The 17,052-nt window shown below is 62.1% G+C and carries 15 protein-coding genes; 10 read left to right on the forward strand and 5 right to left on the reverse strand.

Annotated features, from left to right (window positions below):
• Window positions 1-18 precede the first annotated feature (18 nt).
• The 7 genes from infB to CRO46_RS13845 all read left to right on the forward strand — a co-directional run bounded on the left by infB (window position 19) and on the right by CRO46_RS13845 (window position 8,804).
• A complete protein-coding gene (gene infB, locus CRO46_RS13815) occupies window positions 19-2,739 on the forward strand; it encodes a translation initiation factor IF-2 (RefSeq protein ID WP_097108381.1) in 2,721 nt (906 codons plus the stop codon).
• Window positions 2,740-2,926: 187 nt separating this feature from the next.
• Window positions 2,927-3,367 (forward strand): 30S ribosome-binding factor RbfA, encoded by a 441-nt coding sequence (rbfA, locus tag CRO46_RS13820; RefSeq protein ID WP_097108382.1) that lies wholly within the window; start codon window positions 2,927-2,929, stop codon window positions 3,365-3,367.
• Window position 3,368: 1 nt separating this feature from the next.
• Complete coding sequence (gene truB, locus CRO46_RS13825; protein WP_097108383.1) at window positions 3,369-4,304, forward strand: tRNA pseudouridine(55) synthase TruB; 936 nt, start codon at window positions 3,369-3,371, stop codon at window positions 4,302-4,304.
• Window positions 4,305-4,414: 110 nt separating this feature from the next.
• The gene (locus CRO46_RS13830; protein ID WP_097108384.1) at window positions 4,415-4,768 is read left to right on the forward strand and encodes a hypothetical protein; all 354 of its coding nucleotides are present in this window, start codon (window positions 4,415-4,417) and stop codon (window positions 4,766-4,768) included.
• A 135-nt stretch (window positions 4,769-4,903) separates the two neighbouring features.
• Window positions 4,904-5,248, forward strand: coding sequence for a 30S ribosomal protein S15 (rpsO, locus tag CRO46_RS13835; protein WP_244577897.1), 345 nt, complete (start codon window positions 4,904-4,906; stop codon window positions 5,246-5,248).
• Between the two features lie 327 nt (window positions 5,249-5,575).
• A complete protein-coding gene (gene pnp, locus CRO46_RS13840; RefSeq protein WP_097108386.1) occupies window positions 5,576-7,696 on the forward strand; it encodes a polyribonucleotide nucleotidyltransferase in 2,121 nt (706 codons plus the stop codon).
• A 442-nt stretch (window positions 7,697-8,138) separates the two neighbouring features.
• Window positions 8,139-8,804, forward strand: a complete 666-nt coding sequence (locus tag CRO46_RS13845; RefSeq protein ID WP_097108387.1) for a ferredoxin reductase domain-containing protein — start codon at window positions 8,139-8,141, stop codon at window positions 8,802-8,804.
• 83 nt (window positions 8,805-8,887) lie between these two features.
• Here CRO46_RS13845 and fabI read toward each other — a convergent pair whose 3' ends face one another.
• The 3 genes from fabI to fabA all read right to left on the reverse strand — a co-directional run bounded on the left by fabI (window position 8,888) and on the right by fabA (window position 11,510).
• Window positions 8,888-9,697 (reverse strand): enoyl-ACP reductase FabI, encoded by an 810-nt coding sequence (fabI, locus tag CRO46_RS13850; protein WP_097108680.1) that lies wholly within the window; start codon window positions 9,695-9,697, stop codon window positions 8,888-8,890.
• Between the two features lie 5 nt (window positions 9,698-9,702).
• Window positions 9,703-10,926, reverse strand: a complete 1,224-nt coding sequence (gene fabB, locus CRO46_RS13855; protein WP_097108388.1) for a beta-ketoacyl-ACP synthase I — start codon at window positions 10,924-10,926, stop codon at window positions 9,703-9,705.
• Window positions 10,927-10,994: 68 nt separating this feature from the next.
• Window positions 10,995-11,510 (reverse strand): 3-hydroxyacyl-[acyl-carrier-protein] dehydratase FabA, encoded by a 516-nt coding sequence (gene fabA / locus CRO46_RS13860; RefSeq protein WP_097108389.1) that lies wholly within the window; start codon window positions 11,508-11,510, stop codon window positions 10,995-10,997.
• Between the two features lie 235 nt (window positions 11,511-11,745).
• Between fabA and irrA the strand changes: the two genes are divergently transcribed.
• Both irrA and ilvD read left to right on the forward strand, forming a co-directional pair.
• On the forward strand, window positions 11,746-12,177 hold the full coding sequence (irrA, locus tag CRO46_RS13865) for an iron response transcriptional regulator IrrA (RefSeq protein WP_097108681.1): 432 nt from the start codon (window positions 11,746-11,748) through the stop codon (window positions 12,175-12,177).
• 197 nt (window positions 12,178-12,374) lie between these two features.
• On the forward strand, window positions 12,375-14,207 hold the full coding sequence (gene ilvD, locus CRO46_RS13870; RefSeq protein ID WP_097108390.1) for a dihydroxy-acid dehydratase: 1,833 nt from the start codon (window positions 12,375-12,377) through the stop codon (window positions 14,205-14,207).
• A 119-nt stretch (window positions 14,208-14,326) separates the two neighbouring features.
• Here ilvD and CRO46_RS13875 read toward each other — a convergent pair whose 3' ends face one another.
• The gene (locus CRO46_RS13875; protein WP_425479283.1) at window positions 14,327-14,863 is read right to left on the reverse strand and encodes an SH3 domain-containing protein; all 537 of its coding nucleotides are present in this window, start codon (window positions 14,861-14,863) and stop codon (window positions 14,327-14,329) included.
• A gap of 316 nt (window positions 14,864-15,179) precedes the next feature.
• Between CRO46_RS13875 and CRO46_RS13880 the strand changes: the two genes are divergently transcribed.
• Window positions 15,180-16,184 carry a 2-hydroxyacid dehydrogenase gene (locus CRO46_RS13880; RefSeq protein ID WP_097108392.1) on the forward strand — a complete coding sequence of 335 codons (1,005 nt, stop codon included), beginning with the start codon at window positions 15,180-15,182 and terminating at the stop codon, window positions 16,182-16,184.
• Between the two features lie 90 nt (window positions 16,185-16,274).
• Here CRO46_RS13880 and CRO46_RS13885 read toward each other — a convergent pair whose 3' ends face one another.
• The gene (locus CRO46_RS13885) at window positions 16,275-17,033 is read right to left on the reverse strand and encodes a molybdopterin-synthase adenylyltransferase MoeB (RefSeq protein WP_097108393.1); all 759 of its coding nucleotides are present in this window, start codon (window positions 17,031-17,033) and stop codon (window positions 16,275-16,277) included.
• Window positions 17,034-17,052 lie beyond the last annotated feature (19 nt).

Genomic DNA, 17,052 nt, shown 5'->3' on the forward strand with positions numbered 1-17,052 from the left:
CGCGGAAACGGATACGGAATGAGCGACAGCAACGACGACAAGACGATCAGTGTTACCGGCAAGAAGACCTTCTCGCTGAAGCGCCCCTCTGTGGAACAGGGGATGGTTCGCCAGGAGATGGGACGCGGCCGCACCAAGGCGGTGGTGGTGGAGACGCGCAAGCGCCGCATCAACCGCCCCGAGGACGACAAGCCGGTTCCGCCGGTAACTCTCAAGCCGCGCCCTGCGACCCCGGCCGCTCCGGCCGCTGATAAGCCTGCCCAGCCGGCCCCGGCTCAAGCAGCTACGCCGGCGCAGAGCCAGACCCCTGCGAGTGCCGAGGCGGCTCCCAAGGCTGCGCCGAGCGCGCCGTCCCCGGCTGCCGCCGAGCCGAAGGCGGCTGCCGCACGCCCCGCGCCGCAGAAGTCAGCGCCGCGTGGTGCCGTGCTCAACCAGCTTTCGGCAAGCGAACTCGAAGCCCGCCGCCGCGCTCTGCAGGACAGCCGGATCCGTGACGTGGAAGAGCGCAAGCGCGCAGAGGAAGAAGCCGCACGCAAGGCCGAGGAAGATGCACGCCGCGCAGCAGAAGAGGCTGAGGCAGCCCGGCTTCAGGCCATAGAGGATGCCAAGCGGGCCAAGGAAGCCGAAGCCGAGGCGCTGGCCGCCAAGGAAGCCGCCGCCAATGCGCCTGATGAAGCCGTGCCGCCCACGTCTGCGGATTCGGGGCGGGGACGCCGCCGCGAAAACGACGATGAAGCGCCGGCCCGCTCGGGTGGCGCTGCCCGTCCTGGCGCTCCCGCACGCCCGGGTGCCAAGGTTGCTCGCCCTGAAGCTGCCAAGCCGACACGCCCGAAGGGTGAGGATGATCGCCGCCGCGGCAAGCTGACGCTTACCTCTGCGCTCAATGATGACGGCAATTCGCGTGGTCGCTCCCTGTCGGCAATGCGTCGACGCCAGGAGAAGATGCGTCGCTCGATGACGCAGGAACCACGCGAGAAGGTGATGCGCGAAGTGCAGCTGCCCGAAACCATTACCATTCAGGAACTTTCGCAGCGGATGTCCGAACGCTCGGTCGACGTGATCAAGTACCTGATGAAGGAAGGCCAGATGATGAAGCCCGGCGACATCATCGATGCCGACCTGGCTGAGCTGATTGCCGGCGAATTCGGCCACACCGTCAAGCGTGTTTCCGAGTCCGACGTGGAAGAAGGCATCTTCGACGTCAAGGACGACGAGGGCAACCAGGTGTCGCGCCCGCCGGTGGTCACCATCATGGGGCATGTCGACCACGGCAAGACCTCGCTGCTCGACGCCATTCGCGACGCAAATGTCGTCTCCGGCGAAGCCGGGGGCATTACTCAGCATATTGGTGCTTATCAGGTCGAGAAGAACGGTCAGCTGATCACCTTCATCGACACTCCGGGTCACGCCGCCTTTACCGCGATGCGCGCCCGCGGGGCCCAGGCGACGGATATCGCCATTCTGGTGGTTGCCGCTGACGATGCCGTGATGCCGCAGACGATCGAATCGATCAACCACGCCAAGGCGGCCGGTGTGCCAATCATCGTGGCGATCAATAAGATCGACAAGCCGACAGCCGATGCAAACAAGGTCCGCACGGATCTGCTGCAGCATGAAGTGTTTGTCGAAAGCATGGGCGGTGAGGTGCTTGACGTCGAGGTTTCGGCGACCAAGCAGCTCAACCTCGACAAGCTGCTCGACGCCATCCTGCTGCAGGCAGAACTGCTCGACCTCAAGGCCAATCCCGACCGCACCGCAGAAGGCGTGGTCATCGAGGCGAAGCTTGATCGCGGCCGTGGTTCGGTTGCCACCGTTCTGGTTCAGACCGGGACGCTGCACCCGGGTGAGATCCTCGTTGCTGGCGACCAGTGGGGCCGTGTGCGCGCGCTGGTCAATGACCGTGGCGAGCAGGTCAAGGAAGCCGGTCCGGCGTTCCCGGTCGAGATTCTTGGCCTCCAGGGCACGCCACAGGCTGGCGACCGCTTTGCAGTGGTCGAGAACGAAGGCCGCGCCCGCGAGATCGCCGAATACCGTCAGCGGCTTGCCCGCGACAAGGCGGCGGCGCGTCAGAGCGGTTCACGCGGCTCGCTCGAGCAGATGATGACCCAGCTGCAGGATACCGGCAGCCAGGAATTCCCGCTGTTGGTCAAGGGTGATGTGCAGGGCTCGATCGAAGCCATTGCCGGCGCGATCGAAAAGCTCGGCACCGACGAGGTCCGCGCCCGGATCATCCACTCCGGCGCGGGAGCGATCACCGAATCCGACATCAGCCTCGCCGAAGCATCGGGCGCCGCGATCATCGGCTTCAACGTCCGTGCCAACAAGCAGGCACGCGATGCCGCCGAGCGCGACAATGTCGAGATCCGCTACTACAACATCATCTACGATCTGGTGGATGACGTGAAGGCAGCGATGTCGGGCATGTTGTCGCCGGAACGTCGCGAGACCTTCCTCGGCAATGCCGAGATCCTCGAGGTGTTCAACATCACCAAGGTCGGCAAGGTTGCCGGTTGCCGCGTCACCGAAGGCAAGGTCGAGCGTGGCTCGGGCGTCCGCCTGATCCGCGACAGCGTTGTCATTCACGAAGGCAAGCTCAAGACATTGAAGCGCTTCAAGGACGAAGTCGCCGAAGTCAATGGCGGCCAGGAATGCGGCATGGCCTTCGAGAACTACGAGGACATCCGCGCCGGCGACGTCATCGAGTGCTTCCGCGTCGAACACGTCACGCGCTCGCTGTAATCGGATAAAGGCCCGGCGCGTTATGCGCCGGGCTGACTTCCGTTTTGCACCTCGGGCCATATGATGCATGTCGCGGAAGCATGTGCAGCGGTGTTGCGAAAACGACATGTACGAACATTGGGGCAAGGTGCGTCACCGGCAACCGGTTTGAACAGGCGCTTTGGCCCGCAAACCTGGTTGGAATCCCATGCCCAAATCATCCTCATCCGCCCCATCCCAGCGAATGCTGCGTGTTGGCGAACAGGTCCGCGCAGCCCTCACCCAGGTGCTGCAGCGCGGTGAGATTCGCGATCCCGTCATCTCCAACACCCTGATTTCCGTGACCGAAGTCCGGATGTCGCCAGACCTCCAGGTGGCCACCGCCTATGTCACGCCGCTGGGCGTTGACGATCACGCCGAGACCATTGCCGCACTCAACAAGAACGCCCGCTTCATCCGCGGCCGCGTCTCGCCGGAACTGCGCCAGATGCGCAACATTCCCGAGCTCCGCTTCCGCGACGACACCAGCTTCGAGAATTATTCAAAGATAGACGCGTTGCTGCGTTCGCCTGAAGTGGCCCGCGACCTCGATCGCGGGGACGAGGGCGACGAGGCTGACGCAGGCCCAGAAGCCGAAGGGAAGGCCTGACATGGGCCGTCGCGGCAAGAAGAAGGGTCGCCCGATTTCCGGCTGGCTGGTCCTCGACAAGCCCTGGGACTTCGGGTCAACAGAAGCGGTCTCCAAGATCAAGTGGCTGTTCAAGGCCGAAAAGGCGGGTCATGCCGGCACGCTCGACCCGCTGGCTTCGGGCATGTTGCCGATCGCGCTTGGTGACGCCACCAAGACCGTTCCCTACATCATGGACGGCCGCAAGGTCTATGAATTCACCGTCGCCTGGGGCGAGCAGCGCAACACCGACGATCTCGAGGGCGAGGTCGTGGCGAGCTCCGGCGACCGCCCCGATAGAACCGCCATCGAGGCGTTGCTGCCTCGCTATACCGGCGTCATCGAGCAGATCCCGCCGGCGTTCTCAGCCGTCAAGATCGCAGGTGAGCGCGCTTACGACATGGCCCGGGATGGTGAAGTGGTTGATATTCCTGCGCGGGAAGTCGAAATCCACCGGATCACGCTTCTGGGCTGCCCCGATGCCGATCATGCGGTGTTCGAGGTCGAGTGCGGCAAGGGCACCTATGTGCGCGCGCTGGCCCGTGACTTCGGCCGCGATCTCGGCTGCTATGGGCACATTTCTGCGCTTCGCCGCACCATGGTCGCCCCGTTCTCCGAAGACGCCATGGTTCCGCTCACCGATCTGGTTGCGCTCGAGGAAATCGAGGATGACGCGGAGCGGCTGGCGAAGCTGGATGAATATCTGGTGCCGCCCGGCGAGGCGCTGGGCATGCTGCCGCGGATCAATGTGAGTGAAGATCAGGCCCACCGCATCCGCATGGGCAATCCGATCATTCTGCGTGGCCGCGACGCGCCGGTTGCAACCGACGACGCCTGCGCCTTCGTACGGGGCCAGCTGCTTTCGATCGGCGAAGTTGCCGATGGCGAGTTCCGCCCGCGGCGAGTTTTCAAGGGCTGATCGGGGATATGGGCGCGAGATTTGCGCCGGGCCTTGCCGCGTTACAGACTGCCACCTTCAAAACCTCGCCGTTTTAAGCGACAGCCGGGCAGGACCATGGGGATGAAGCCATGACCAGATATAGGCATTTTGCGGCAGTCGCCGGCTTTGCGGCTGCGATGTCCGGCGCAACCCTTGATCCGGGCAGGGCACAGACGCCGGGCTTCGATGTCAATGGTTGCGGCTGGTACATCGTTCTTGGTTGCTCGACGAGCCGCCCGGATGCCAAGCGCAGCTTGCTGCAACTCGGCGGCCCGATAGTTGGCGGTGGCGCCGGATCGCGTGTTATCAACACCTCGGACGTCGACGGTTTTCGCAACGGCTATTACTGTGTTGCCGACGGCCCCTACATTTCGAAGGAAGAGGCCGGCTCGGTTGCTTGGGTTGAGGCTGTGCCCGACGCCTATGTCAAGCGCGGCTGCTGACTTCACAGGTCCGGCTGCCGGGAGTGGCGGTTCCCGCCTGGCCGGGTCTGAACTCTCGTGGGTCTCCGCCACATTTTCCTTTCATTTTGGCGGTAATTGGCCTATAGCCCAGCCGTTGCTGCAGGTTTTTCCTGCATGCCACGTCGAGGCCCCTGCTGGACGACATCCCGGCAGAGGGCGCCAGATCCATCCAGAATGAAAGGATACGAGATGTCGATTACTGCTGAGCGCAAGGCTGCGCTGATTGAAGAATACGCCACCAAGCCAGGCGACACCGGCTCGCCGGAAGTTCAGGTTGCCATTCTGACCGAACGGATCAACAACCTGACCGGTCACTTCAAGGACAACAAGAAGGACAACCACTCACGCCGCGGGCTGTTGAAGATGGTGTCCACGCGTCGTTCCCTGCTTGATTATGTCAAGCGCAAGGACGAAGCGCGTTACTCTGCGCTGATCGCCCGCCTGGGCATCCGCCGCTAACTGCTTTTCGGTGGGCGGGGTCTCGTGCACCGCCCGCCGAAACCATTCTCGGGTCCTGTTATATCGGGACCGTGGCGCTGCGGCGCGCGCCATCCGGCCAACCGGGCCGGATAATCGCACCGAAACCGTTCTGCTCTCCGGACATTCGGATCAGGACATCAAAATAGCCTGTCACGGGGCAGGATTGCCGGATGCTTTAGCCGTTCAAGACACGGCCTCCTCAAAGCCTCCCGCTGTCTTGCCCAAGATGCGCTCAAACACACGGGACAGTGACGCGCGCGGCCACGGAGTTGCCACGCCCACAAGCCCGCACACGAAGGACAAGACATGTTCGATACCCATAAGGTCGAGATTGAATGGGGCGGCCGTCCGCTCACACTGGAAACCGGCAAGGTTGCCCGCCAGGCTGACGGCGCCGTCGTCGCCTCCTACGGCGAGACCACCGTGCTTGCCACCGTCGTTTCGGCGAAGGCACCCAAGCCCGGCCAGGATTTCTTTCCGCTGACCGTCAACTACCAGGAAAAGACCTACGCAGCCGGCAAGATCCCCGGCGGCTACTTCAAGCGCGAAGGCCGCCCGAGCGAAAACGAGACGCTGACGTCGCGCCTTATCGACCGCCCGCTGCGCCCGCTGTTTCCTGAAGGCTACAAGAACGACACCCAGATCATCATCACCGTTCTGCAGCACGACCTGGAAAACAACCCCGACATCCTGGCGCTGGTTGCGGCCTCTGCTGCGCTGACCATTTCCGGCATCCCCTTCATGGGCCCGATCGCTGGTGCCCGCGTCGGCTATATCAACGGCGAATACGTGCTCAACCCGCATGTCGACGAAATGCCGGAATCGGATCTCGACCTCGTCGTGGCCGGCACCTCCGACGCCGTGCTGATGGTGGAATCCGAAGCCAAGGAACTCTCCGAGGACGTCATGCTCGGTGCGGTCATGTTCGGCCACAAGTCGATGCAGCCGGTTGTTGACGCCATCATCAAGCTGGCCGAAGCCGCCGCCAAGGAACCGCGCGATTTCGCAGCTCCCGATCATTCCGATCTCGAATCCGAAATGCTCGCCATGTGCGAAGCCGATCTGCGCCAGGCCTACACCAACACCGACAAGGCGGCCCGCTATGCCGCCATCGACGCGGTCAAGGCCAAGGTCAAGGATCACTTCGCTCCGGCAGAAGGTGAAGAGCCGCGCTACGCGTCCGAAGTCATCGGCGCCGTCTTCAAGACGCTGCAGGCCAAGGTCGTCCGCGGTGCCATCCTCGAGACCAAGAGCCGCATCGACGGCCGCGATCTCTCGACCGTGCGCCCGATCGTCTCGGAAGTCGGCCTGCTGCCGCGCACTCACGGCTCGGCGCTGTTTACCCGCGGCGAGACCCAGGCCATCGTGGTCGCCACCCTCGGCACCGGCGAAGACGAGCAGTATGTCGACAGCCTGACGGGGACGAAGAAGGCCACCTTCATGCTGCACTACAACTTCCCGCCCTACTCGGTCGGTGAGACCGGCCGTACCGGTTCGCCCGGGCGCCGCGAAATCGGCCACGGCAAGCTCGCCTGGCGCGCCATCAACCCGATGATGCCGTCGCCCGAGCAGTTCCCCTACACCCTGCGCGTGGTCTCGGAAATCACCGAGTCCAACGGCTCCTCTTCGATGGCGACCGTTTGCGGCACCTCGCTGGCGCTGATGGATGCAGGCGTACCGCTGGCCAAGCCGGTTGCCGGTATCGCCATGGGCCTGATCAAGGAAGGCGACGAGTTTGCGGTACTCTCCGACATTCTCGGTGACGAAGACCACCTCGGCGACATGGACTTCAAAGTGGCCGGTACCGCTGACGGTATCACGGCGCTGCAGATGGACATCAAGATCGACGGCATCACCGAAGAGATCATGAAGATCGCGCTCAGCCAGGCCGAAGGCGGCCGTCTGCACATTCTCAAGGAAATGGGCAATGCGCTGTCGGAAAGCCGCGGCCAGCTGGGTGAATTCGCACCGCGTATCGAGGTCATGAACATCCCGGTCGACAAGATCCGTGACGTCATCGGCACCGGCGGCAAGATCATCCGCGAAATCGTCGAAAAGACCGGCGCCAAGATCAACATCGACGACGATGGCACCATCAAGATCGCCTCGTCCTCGGGCAAAGAGATCGAGGCCGCCAAGAAATGGATCCACTCGATCGTGGCTGAGCCTGAAGTCGGCGTGATCTATGAAGGCACCGTGGTCAAGGTTGCCGATTTCGGCGCCTTCGTGAACTTCTTCGGCCCCAAGGACGGCCTGGTCCACATCTCGCAGCTTGCTGCCGAGCGTGTTGCCAAGACCTCCGACGTGGTCAAGGAAGGCCAGAAGGTCTGGGTCAAGCTGCTCGGCTTCGACGAACGCGGCAAGGTCCGCCTGTCGATGAAGGTCGTCGATCAGGAAACCGGCAAGGAAATCACCGGCGACGAATAAGTCCCGGCATGGTGCCTCAAGGCGGCTAACCGGCAGGCAGCCACGAATTCAAAGCCCCTGGATCGTGAAGATTCGGGGGCTTTTCTGTTTCCCCGGACCGTATGAATGCCTGCTATGTGAACCGGCATATCTTCTGACTACTATTCGGCGCGCCATATCCGATGGCAGGTCTGGCGCGGCCGGTGATCATTTGAGGCTTTCGGATGAAGAGATATGCAGGTCTGGTCACATCCTTAAATTCCAGAGTGAAAGCCAGCTGCATTTCGATGAGCAGGAGCTACGCCTGCTTCAGTGGGCTAGCCTGATTGAGCAAAGCCGTTGATCATTAAGCGTCCAAACGAATGCAGTTTGAAAGCGAAGAGTGCCGGATCGCTGCGCCTCCCCCGGAACAATCCCTTGCCCTCATGCATTGCCTCTGCAACACCAACACAGGAGCAAATCCATGGCCCACACGCTCGCCATCAGCAAAATCGAGAATATCACCCACAACGTCCGCCAGTTTACTTTCGAAAAGCCGGACGGTTTCGAGTTCACGCCGGGGCAGGCAGCCGAAGTGGGGATCGACAAGGATGGCTGGCGCGATTCCGACAATCCCTTCACATTCACAGCGCTGCCCGAGTGGGACGAGCTTCAGTTTACGATCAAGATCTATCCCTCGCATGACGGCCTGACCGAACAAATCGGCCAGCTCAAGGTCGGCGACAGCTTCATCATCGGCGACCCCTGGGGCACGATCAAGTACAAGGGCAAGGGAACCTTCATCGCCGGCGGCGCGGGCGTGACCCCGTTCATCGCCATCCTGCGCATGCTGCGCGAGCGTGGTGAACTGTCGGGCCACCGTCTGATCTTCTCCAACAAGCGAGAAGCCGACATCATCCTGCGCAATGAGTTCGATGCCATGCTGGGGCTCGAGGTGATCTACGTGCTCAGCGACGAGAAAAAGGACGGCTTCGAACATGGCCGCATCGACAAGGATATGCTCCAGCGTCTGATAGGCAGCACCGACGAGCAGTTCTACGTCTGCGGTCCAGACGACATGGTCGACGACATCAATGCCGCGCTCAAGGACATGGGCGCCGATCCTGACGGCCTGACCTTCGAGGAGTAGGCGTCTGTGCCATTTTCGCACGAAAAAGCCCCGGAGCTTGAGCTTCCGGGGCTTTACAAATTCGCTCGGCGTTTTCGTCCGGTCTATTCGGTATCGGCCTTCTTCAACTCTTCAGTGATCGGCATCGAGGTGATGTTGAAGCCTGAATCCACATAATGGATCTCACCCGTCACCCCCGACGACAGGTCTGACAGCAGGTAGAGTGCCGATTTTCCGACATCGCCGATATCGACGGTCCGGCGCAGCGGCGCATTCTTCTTCTGGTAGTTGAACATGGCGCGCGCATCACCGATACCTGCGCCCGCAAGCGTGCGCACAGGACCGGCCGAGATCGCGTTGACGCGAATTCTGTCCTGACCGTAATCGGCAGCCAGATAGCGCACCATGGCTTCCAGTGCCGCCTTGGCCACGCCCATGACGTTGTAGTTCGGCATCACCCGCATCGAGCCGCCATAGGTCAGCGTCAGGATGGAGCCGCCTTCGTTCATCATCGGCGCCGCGCGCTGCGCCACCTCGGTGAAGGAATAGGCCGAGATCACCATGGTACGGGAGAAGTTCTCCCGCGTGGTCACGTCGGCATAGCGGCCCTTGAGCTGGCTCTTGTCGGAGAAGCCGATGGCGTGCACAACGAAATCGATGTTGCCCCACTCTGCCTTGAGCGTGTCGAAGACTGCATCGACGGTCGATACATCCTCGACGTCGCACTGCAAGAGCAGTTTCGAGCCGACGCTCTCGGCCAGTGGCCGGACCCGCTTTTCGAAAGCCTCAGCCTGGTAGGTGAAGGCCAGTTCGGCGCCGGCTTCGGCCAATTGCTGAGCGATGCCCCAGGCAATCGAGTGATTGTTGAGCACACCCATGACGAGGCCGCGCTTGCCCTTCATAATCCCGTCCATGCTGATCACCCGTTGTGACGCTGGAAGACGAGCGTCGCGTTGGTCCCGCCAAAGCCGAACGAGTTCGACAGCACCGTGTCGATCTTGGCATTGTCGATGCGCGAGCGCACGATCGGCACACCGTCGAATTCCGGGTCCAGCTCGGTAATGTGAGCGCTCTCGCCGATGAAATTCTCCTTCATCATCAACAGCGAATAGATCGCCTCCTGGACACCGGTGGCGCCAAGCGAATGACCTGTCAGCGACTTGGTCGACTGGATATGCGGCATGTCACTGCCGAAGACTTCGCGGATCGCGCCGATTTCCTTGGAATCGCCTACCGGCGTCGAGGTGCCATGCGTATTGATGTAGTCGACCCGGCCTTCGACATTGGCAAGCGCCTGGCGCATGCAGCGGATTGCGCCTTCGCCCGATGGTGCGACCATGTCATAGCCGTCCGAGGTCGCGCCATAACCGGTCAGCTCGGCATAGATCTTGGCGCCGCGGGCCTTGGCATGTTCAAGCTCCTCAAGCACCAGCACGCCTGCGCCGCCGGCAATGACAAAGCCGTCGCGGGTCACGTCATAAGCGCGGCTGGCAGTGGACGGCGAGGTCTCGTTGTACTTCGAGCTCATCGCACCCATCGCGTCGAACAGGTTCGACATGGTCCAGTCGAGGTCCTCGTGACCGCCGGCGAACATCATGTCCTGCTTGCCCCACTGGATCAGTTCCGCCGCATTGCCGATGCAATGCGCCGAGGTCGAGCAGGCCGACGAGATCGAGTAGTTGACGCCGTGGATCTTGAACCAGGTCGCAAGCGTGGCCGAAGCAGTCGACGACATTGCCTTTGGCACCGCAAACGGGCCGATGCGCTTCGGGCTGCCGTTCTTGCGAGTGGTGTCGGCAGCGTCGATCAGGGTCCGTGTCGAGGGACCGCCAGATCCCATGACGATACCGGTGCGTTCATCGCTGATTTCGGCCTCGGTCAGTCCGGCATCCTCGATTGCCTGTTTCATGGCGACGTGGTTCCAGGCACCGCCGCGCGACAGGAAGCGCATAGCGCGGCGGTCAACCAGCTCGGTCGGGTCCAGCGTCGGTGCACCCCAGACCTGGCTGCGAAAGCCGTGTTCAGCAAAGTCTTCGCTAAAACTGATGCCGGATCTGGCCTCACGGAGGGATTGGGTCACCTCGTCCGCATTGTTGCCGATGGAGGATACGATCCCCATGCCTGTCACGACGACTCGTCTCATGTCCTGCCCTTTCATGTAGAGGGTCCTGAATTCACCTGGCGCGCTACTTCGCACACTGCAGCCAAGTGTCAGGCAGTTTTGTCCTTAGCAAGGCCGACCTTCAGATCCGAGGCGTTGTAGATCGTTTCGCCATCGGCCTTGAGCCAACCATCGGCGATGCCGAGCACCAGCCGGCCACGCATCACCCGCTTGAAATCTATGCCGTATTCGAGCTTCTTGACCGAAGGCGTCACCATGCCCTTGAATTTGACTTCGCCGGTCGACAGCGCCATGCCGCGGCCTTCTTCGCCGAGCCAGCCAAGATAGAAGCCTGTCAGCTGCCACATGCCGTCGAGACCAAGACAGCCAGGCATTACCGGGTTGCCCTTGAAGTGGCAGGGGAAGAACCAGAGATCGGGGGTTATATCGAATTCGGCGCGCAGATAGCCCTTGTCAAAGGCGCCGCCGGTTTCCGAAATGTCGGTGATCCGATGCACCATCAACATGGGCGGCAGCGGCAATTGCGCGTTTCCGGGTCCGAAGAGCTCACCTTCCGCACATTTGAGAATGTCGTCGTAGTTGTAGCTGGATTGCCTGTCGACCATGTAAAAAGCATCTCCTCGTTCGCCGTCTTTCCGCACGGCATTCATTAGCAATGTGCAAACTAGCACAGGCCCGCGCAGGGGCGAAGCCACCAGACACGGCATCCCCGAATACCGGATGAGCCTTGCAAGTGAAAGGGGCGACGGCTCGGAAAGTCGAATTCACAGCTCTATTGAAAGCAATGCCCACAAAAGTTATATGAAACAAATGAAATCCATCGACCGGACGCTGTCGACCATGCCAGCTACGCACAGATCAAAAACAACCGACCGTGATTCGGCCTATCGCCTGCGCGGGGCAGGGCTTCGCCCGACGCGTCAGCGCGTGGCGCTGGCGGATTTGTTGTTTGCCAAGGGTGACCGCCATCTGACCGCCGAGGAGCTGCACGAAGAGGCCGTCGGCGTTGGGGTGCCATGCTCGCTGGCGACAGTCTACAACACGCTGCACCAGTTTACCGAGGCTGGCTTGCTGCGGGTCCTGTCGCTTGAAACCGCCAAGACCTATTTCGACACCAACGTGTCCGATCACCATCATTTCGTTGTCGAGGGCTCCAATGACGTGCTCGACATTCCCGTGGGCAACATTTCCGTTTCGGATCTGCCCGAGGCACCGGAAGGCATGGAAATCACTCATGTCGATGTGGTGATCCGCGTCCGTCGGAAGCGCTGAGCTATTCGTGCCTGCTAGGTGCGGCGCGGACGACTTTCCCCCGATTTGCTTTCCATCGTTTGCGATTTGCGGACCTGTGATGGCCTGATCGCTCTGGAAATGCTGCCAATTTCCGATTACTAGCTTCAGCGAACTGTTTTTGCTTTCGGCCAGTGCGCCTGATCGTGCCTGGCCCGGGAATTGAGTGAGGAGACACCGTGCCGCCCTATCGTTCGAGAACATCCACCCATGGCCGCAACATGGCGGGTGCCCGCGGCCTGTGGCGCGCCACCGGCATGAAAGACGGCGATTTCGGCAAGCCGATCATCGCGGTGGTCAATTCCTTCACCCAGTTCGTGCCTGGCCACGTGCACCTGAAGGATCTCGGCCAGCTGGTTGCAGGCGAGATCGAAAAGGCCGGCGGCGTCGCCAAGGAATTCAACACCATTGCGGTTGATGACGGGATCGCCATGGGCCATGACGGCATGCTCTATTCGCTGCCATCGCGTGAGCTGATCGCCGATTCCGTCGAATACATGGTCAACGCCCATTGCGCCGACGCCATGGTCTGCATTTCCAATTGCGACAAGATCACGCCCGGCATGCTGATGGCCGCCATGCGCCTCAACATCCCGGTGATCTTCGTCTCCGGCGGCCCGATGGAAGCCGGCAAGGTCATTCTCGAAGACGGCACCGAAAAGGCGCTCGACCTGGTCGACGCCATGGTTGCCGCCGCCGATGACAATGTCAGCGATGCGGATGTGGCCTCCATCGAACGTTCTGCCTGTCCAACCTGCGGCTCCTGCTCGGGCATGTTCACCGCCAACTCGATGAACTGCCTTGCCGAGGCCATGGGGCTGGCCCTGCCGGGCAACGGCTCGACGCTTGCCACCCATTCCGATCGCGAACGGCTGTTCCGACAGGCGGGAAGCACGATTGTCGAGCTGGCCCGGCAGTATTACGAGGGCGATGACGCCAGCGTGTTGCCGCGCTCGATCGCCACGTTCAAGGCCTTCGAGAATGCCATGACGCTCGATATCGCCATGGGTGGCTCCACCAACACGGTGCTGCATCTGCTCGCCATCGCCCATGAGGGCGAGGTCGATTTCACCATGGCCGACATCGACCGGCTGTCGCGCGGCGTTCCGGTGCTGTGCAAGGTCGCGCCGGCGAAAGCCGATGTGCACATGGAAGACGTCCATCGTGCCGGCGGCATCATGGCGATCCTGGGCGAACTCGACCGGGCCGGTCTGCTCGATACCTCGGTCGGCACCATCCACGAAAAGACCATGAAGGACGCCCTGAGGAAATGGGATGTGGTGCAGTCGTCCGACGAAGCCGTGCATGATTTCTATCGAGCGGCTCCCGGCGGCGTGCCGACCCAGACTGCGTTTTCGCAGTCCCGCCGCTACACCAATGTCGACACCGACCGTGAAGCCGGCGTCATCCGCAGCGCCGAACATGCCTTTTCCAAGGATGGCGGTCTCGCGGTGCTGTTCGGCAATCTGGCCGAGGACGGCTGCATCGTCAAAACCGCCGGCGTCGACGAATCGATCCTCAAATTCTCCGGCCCGGCCAAGATCTTCGAAAGCCAGGACGATGCCGTCTCCGACATTCTGACCGGCAAGGTCCAGCCCGGCGAAGTGGTGCTGATCCGTTACGAGGGCCCGCGAGGCGGCCCCGGCATGCAGGAGATGCTCTATCCGACCAGCTATCTCAAGTCGAAGGGGCTGGGCAAGGCCTGTGCCCTGGTCACCGACGGGCGCTTCTCCGGTGGCTCCTCGGGCCTGTCGATCGGGCATGTCTCGCCGGAAGCCGCCGAGGGCGGCACCATCGGCCTGGTCGAGACCGGCGACCTGATCGAGATCGATATTCCCAACCGCAGCATCCATCTCGCCGTTGACGAGGCCGTTCTTGCCGAACGCCGCGCCAAGCGCGAGGCCGAGGGCTGGAAACCGGCAAAGCCGCGCAAGCGGGCTGTCTCAACCGCACTGAAAGCCTATGCGTCGATGACCAGCAGCGCTGCCAAGGGCGCAGTCCGCATCCTGTGATGCGCCTGCCACTACGGTATCAATGATCCCCAGGCCGGGATAAAATGCAATCAGGCGCTGATTACCAGCGCCTGATTTTCGTTGTGTCGATGATGATGGATGACGGGGTATCGTCCTTTCTACTTGAAGGCTTCGCCCGGGTAGGCACCCCAGATCTCGTTCTGCTGCACCCATCCACCGGCGCCGTCGGCCTGGGCTTCGCACCAGTCTCCATTGCAGGCCTTGACCACCACCACCACACCGGGCTCGAGCCGGGCGATGACGTCGGCATTGCTGCGTGCCTCACGGTGCATGTCGATATACTCACCGTTTGTTTCACCCATCTTCCATGGCGCGGTGACTGCGGTGCGTTCGCCTGACAGAAGGGACTGGTAGACCCAGCCCTCGGTGCCCTCGGCATCGCGCACCCGGCGCCAGTTGTCATATTCCTGGATCACTTCCATCGGCACACCGGCCTTGGTGTAGAGCCAGGCCACCGCATAATCCTGGCCTGGGCCGACGCGCAGATTCACACGCTTGGCCTTGAGGCTGACAAACCGGGGCAGGGGCAATCCGCTCGGCCCCTTCGCAGCGGCCTCTGCCTGGGTGCCAAGCGCTGCTCCCTGTTCGAGGCTCGTACTGGCCTCGATCAGGGGGCTCGCGGTGAGGCCTGCCATGGCCAGGCAGGCGGCGGAGAAAAGGGAAAGGCGACGCATGACTTACACCTTTTGGGTTGGGCGCCGGAAGCGCGGCGCCGATGCTGTTGCGGTTCCGGTCCCGCAGATCTTGTCCTTACGGCGGCGCGCTCCATGGCCGGAGGCGTCAAGCGCAGTCAGCGCCGTCGGTAGCTGGGGGCCAGCTTGCAGCGCTTTTTAGTCAGCAATTCCGGCGCATCGGATTGTCATCGCCGGAGGGTCTGATAGAAAAAGCGTTACGCATAAGCCACTGTCGCCGAGTTTGGTTAAAGAGCTCTCAACGCTGGACCGCAAGAAAATGCCAAATAGAAAAAAACCAAAGGTCTACATCACGCGCCGCCTGCCGGATGCCGTTGAAACACGTATGCGCGAGCTGTTTGATGCCGAGCTCAACATCACCGACGAACCGCGCACCCAGCCTGAACTTGTCGAAGCCATGCGTTCGGCCGATGTGCTGGTGCCGACGGTTACCGACAGGATTGATGCGGCGCTGATCGAACAGGCCGGTTCGCAGATGAAACTGATCGCCAATTTCGGCAATGGGGTCGACAATATCGATGTCGAGGCCGCGCAGAAGAAGGGGATCACCGTCACCAACACGCCGAATGTCCTTTCCGACGACACCGCCGACATGACCATGGCGCTGATGCTTGCGGTGCCGCGGCGGTTGATCGAAGGTGCGGAAGTGCTGGTTGGAACCGGCGGCAACTGGAAGGGCTGGTCACCGACCTGGATGCTTGGCCATCGCCTCGGCGGCAAGCGGCTCGGCATTATCGGCATGGGCCGCATCGGCACCGCGGTTGCGCGCCGCGCCAAGGCCTTCGGCCTGTCGATCCATTACCACAACCGCCGCCGTGTCGATCCCGCCACCGAAGATCAGCTCGAAGCCACCTATTGGGACAGCCTCGACCAGATGCTGGCCCGCGTCGACATCGTCTCGGTGCATTGCCCGTCGACACCGGCAACGTTCCATCTGCTTTCGGCCCGAAGGCTGGAGCTGATGAAACCCGGCGCTTACATCGTCAACACCGCCCGCGGTGGCATCATCGACGAAGACGCGCTGGTCAAGGCGCTCAAGGAAGGCCGTCTCTCGGGTGCGGGCCTCGATGTCTTCGAGCATGAGCCTGCCGTCGACAAGCGACTGGTCAAGCTGGCTTCGGAAGGCAAGGTGGTGCTGTTGCCGCATATGGGCTCGGCCACCATCGAAGGCCGCATCGACATGGGCGACAAGGTGATCATCAACATCCGCACCCTCTTCGACGGCCACCGGCCACCCGACCGGGTGCTGCCACTCAGGAACTGAGATTGCGGGTTCGGGGCAGTTGCGTTTGCCGTGAAAGCCCCGGCGCGGGTTGGGGCATTGCGTCAGCAGACGTAAGCGAATCCCAGCTTCTCAGTTTTTCCGCCCGTAGCGCACAGTGCGGAAGCTGGCGGCGAGGCCGTCATAGAGCAGCAGGCGGCCAACCAGCGGCTCGCCCGCACCGGTGATAAGCTTGATGACTTCCATAGCCTGCAAGGTGCCGATCACGCCGGTCAGCGCCCCGATTACCCCGGCCTCGGCGCAGGACGGCACAAGCCCCGGTGGCGGCGCCTCGGGAAACAGGTCGCGGTAGCGTGGGCAGGGTTGCCCGTCTGCCCCATCCTCATAGGGTGTCAGCACGGTGATCGAACCGTCGAACCGCCCGACGGCGGCGGTGATCAGGGGGATCTTCAGCATCTCGCAGGTGTCGGCCAGCAGATATCTTGTGTCGAAATTGTCCGATCCATCCACCACCATGTCGTAACCGGTCAGGATGTCGACGGCATTGTCCGCCGTCAGCCGCATCTCGTGCGGCACCACCCGCGTGTGCGGGTTCAGCCGGTTGAGCGCGCGGGCGGCACTTTCGGTCTTGGCCATGCCTACCGTGTCGGTGTCGTGCAGGATCTGGCGTTGCAGGTTGGACAGCGACACGGAATCGTCATCAATCACCCCCAGCACTCCGACGCCGGCGGCTGCGAGATAGCTCAGCACCGGCGAGCCCAGCCCACCTGCACCGATCACCAGCACCCGGGCAGTCTTCAGCCGCTGCTGGCCGGAGCCGCCTATCTCCGCAAGTACGATGTGGCGGGCATAGCGCGCCACCTCATCGGGTTCTAACTGTGAACTCTCCACGGGGTCCCTCCAGACGGCG

This window comes from Parahoeflea halophila (genome assembly GCF_900220985.1).
Classification (GTDB): domain Bacteria; phylum Pseudomonadota; class Alphaproteobacteria; order Rhizobiales; family Rhizobiaceae; genus Hoeflea; species Hoeflea halophila.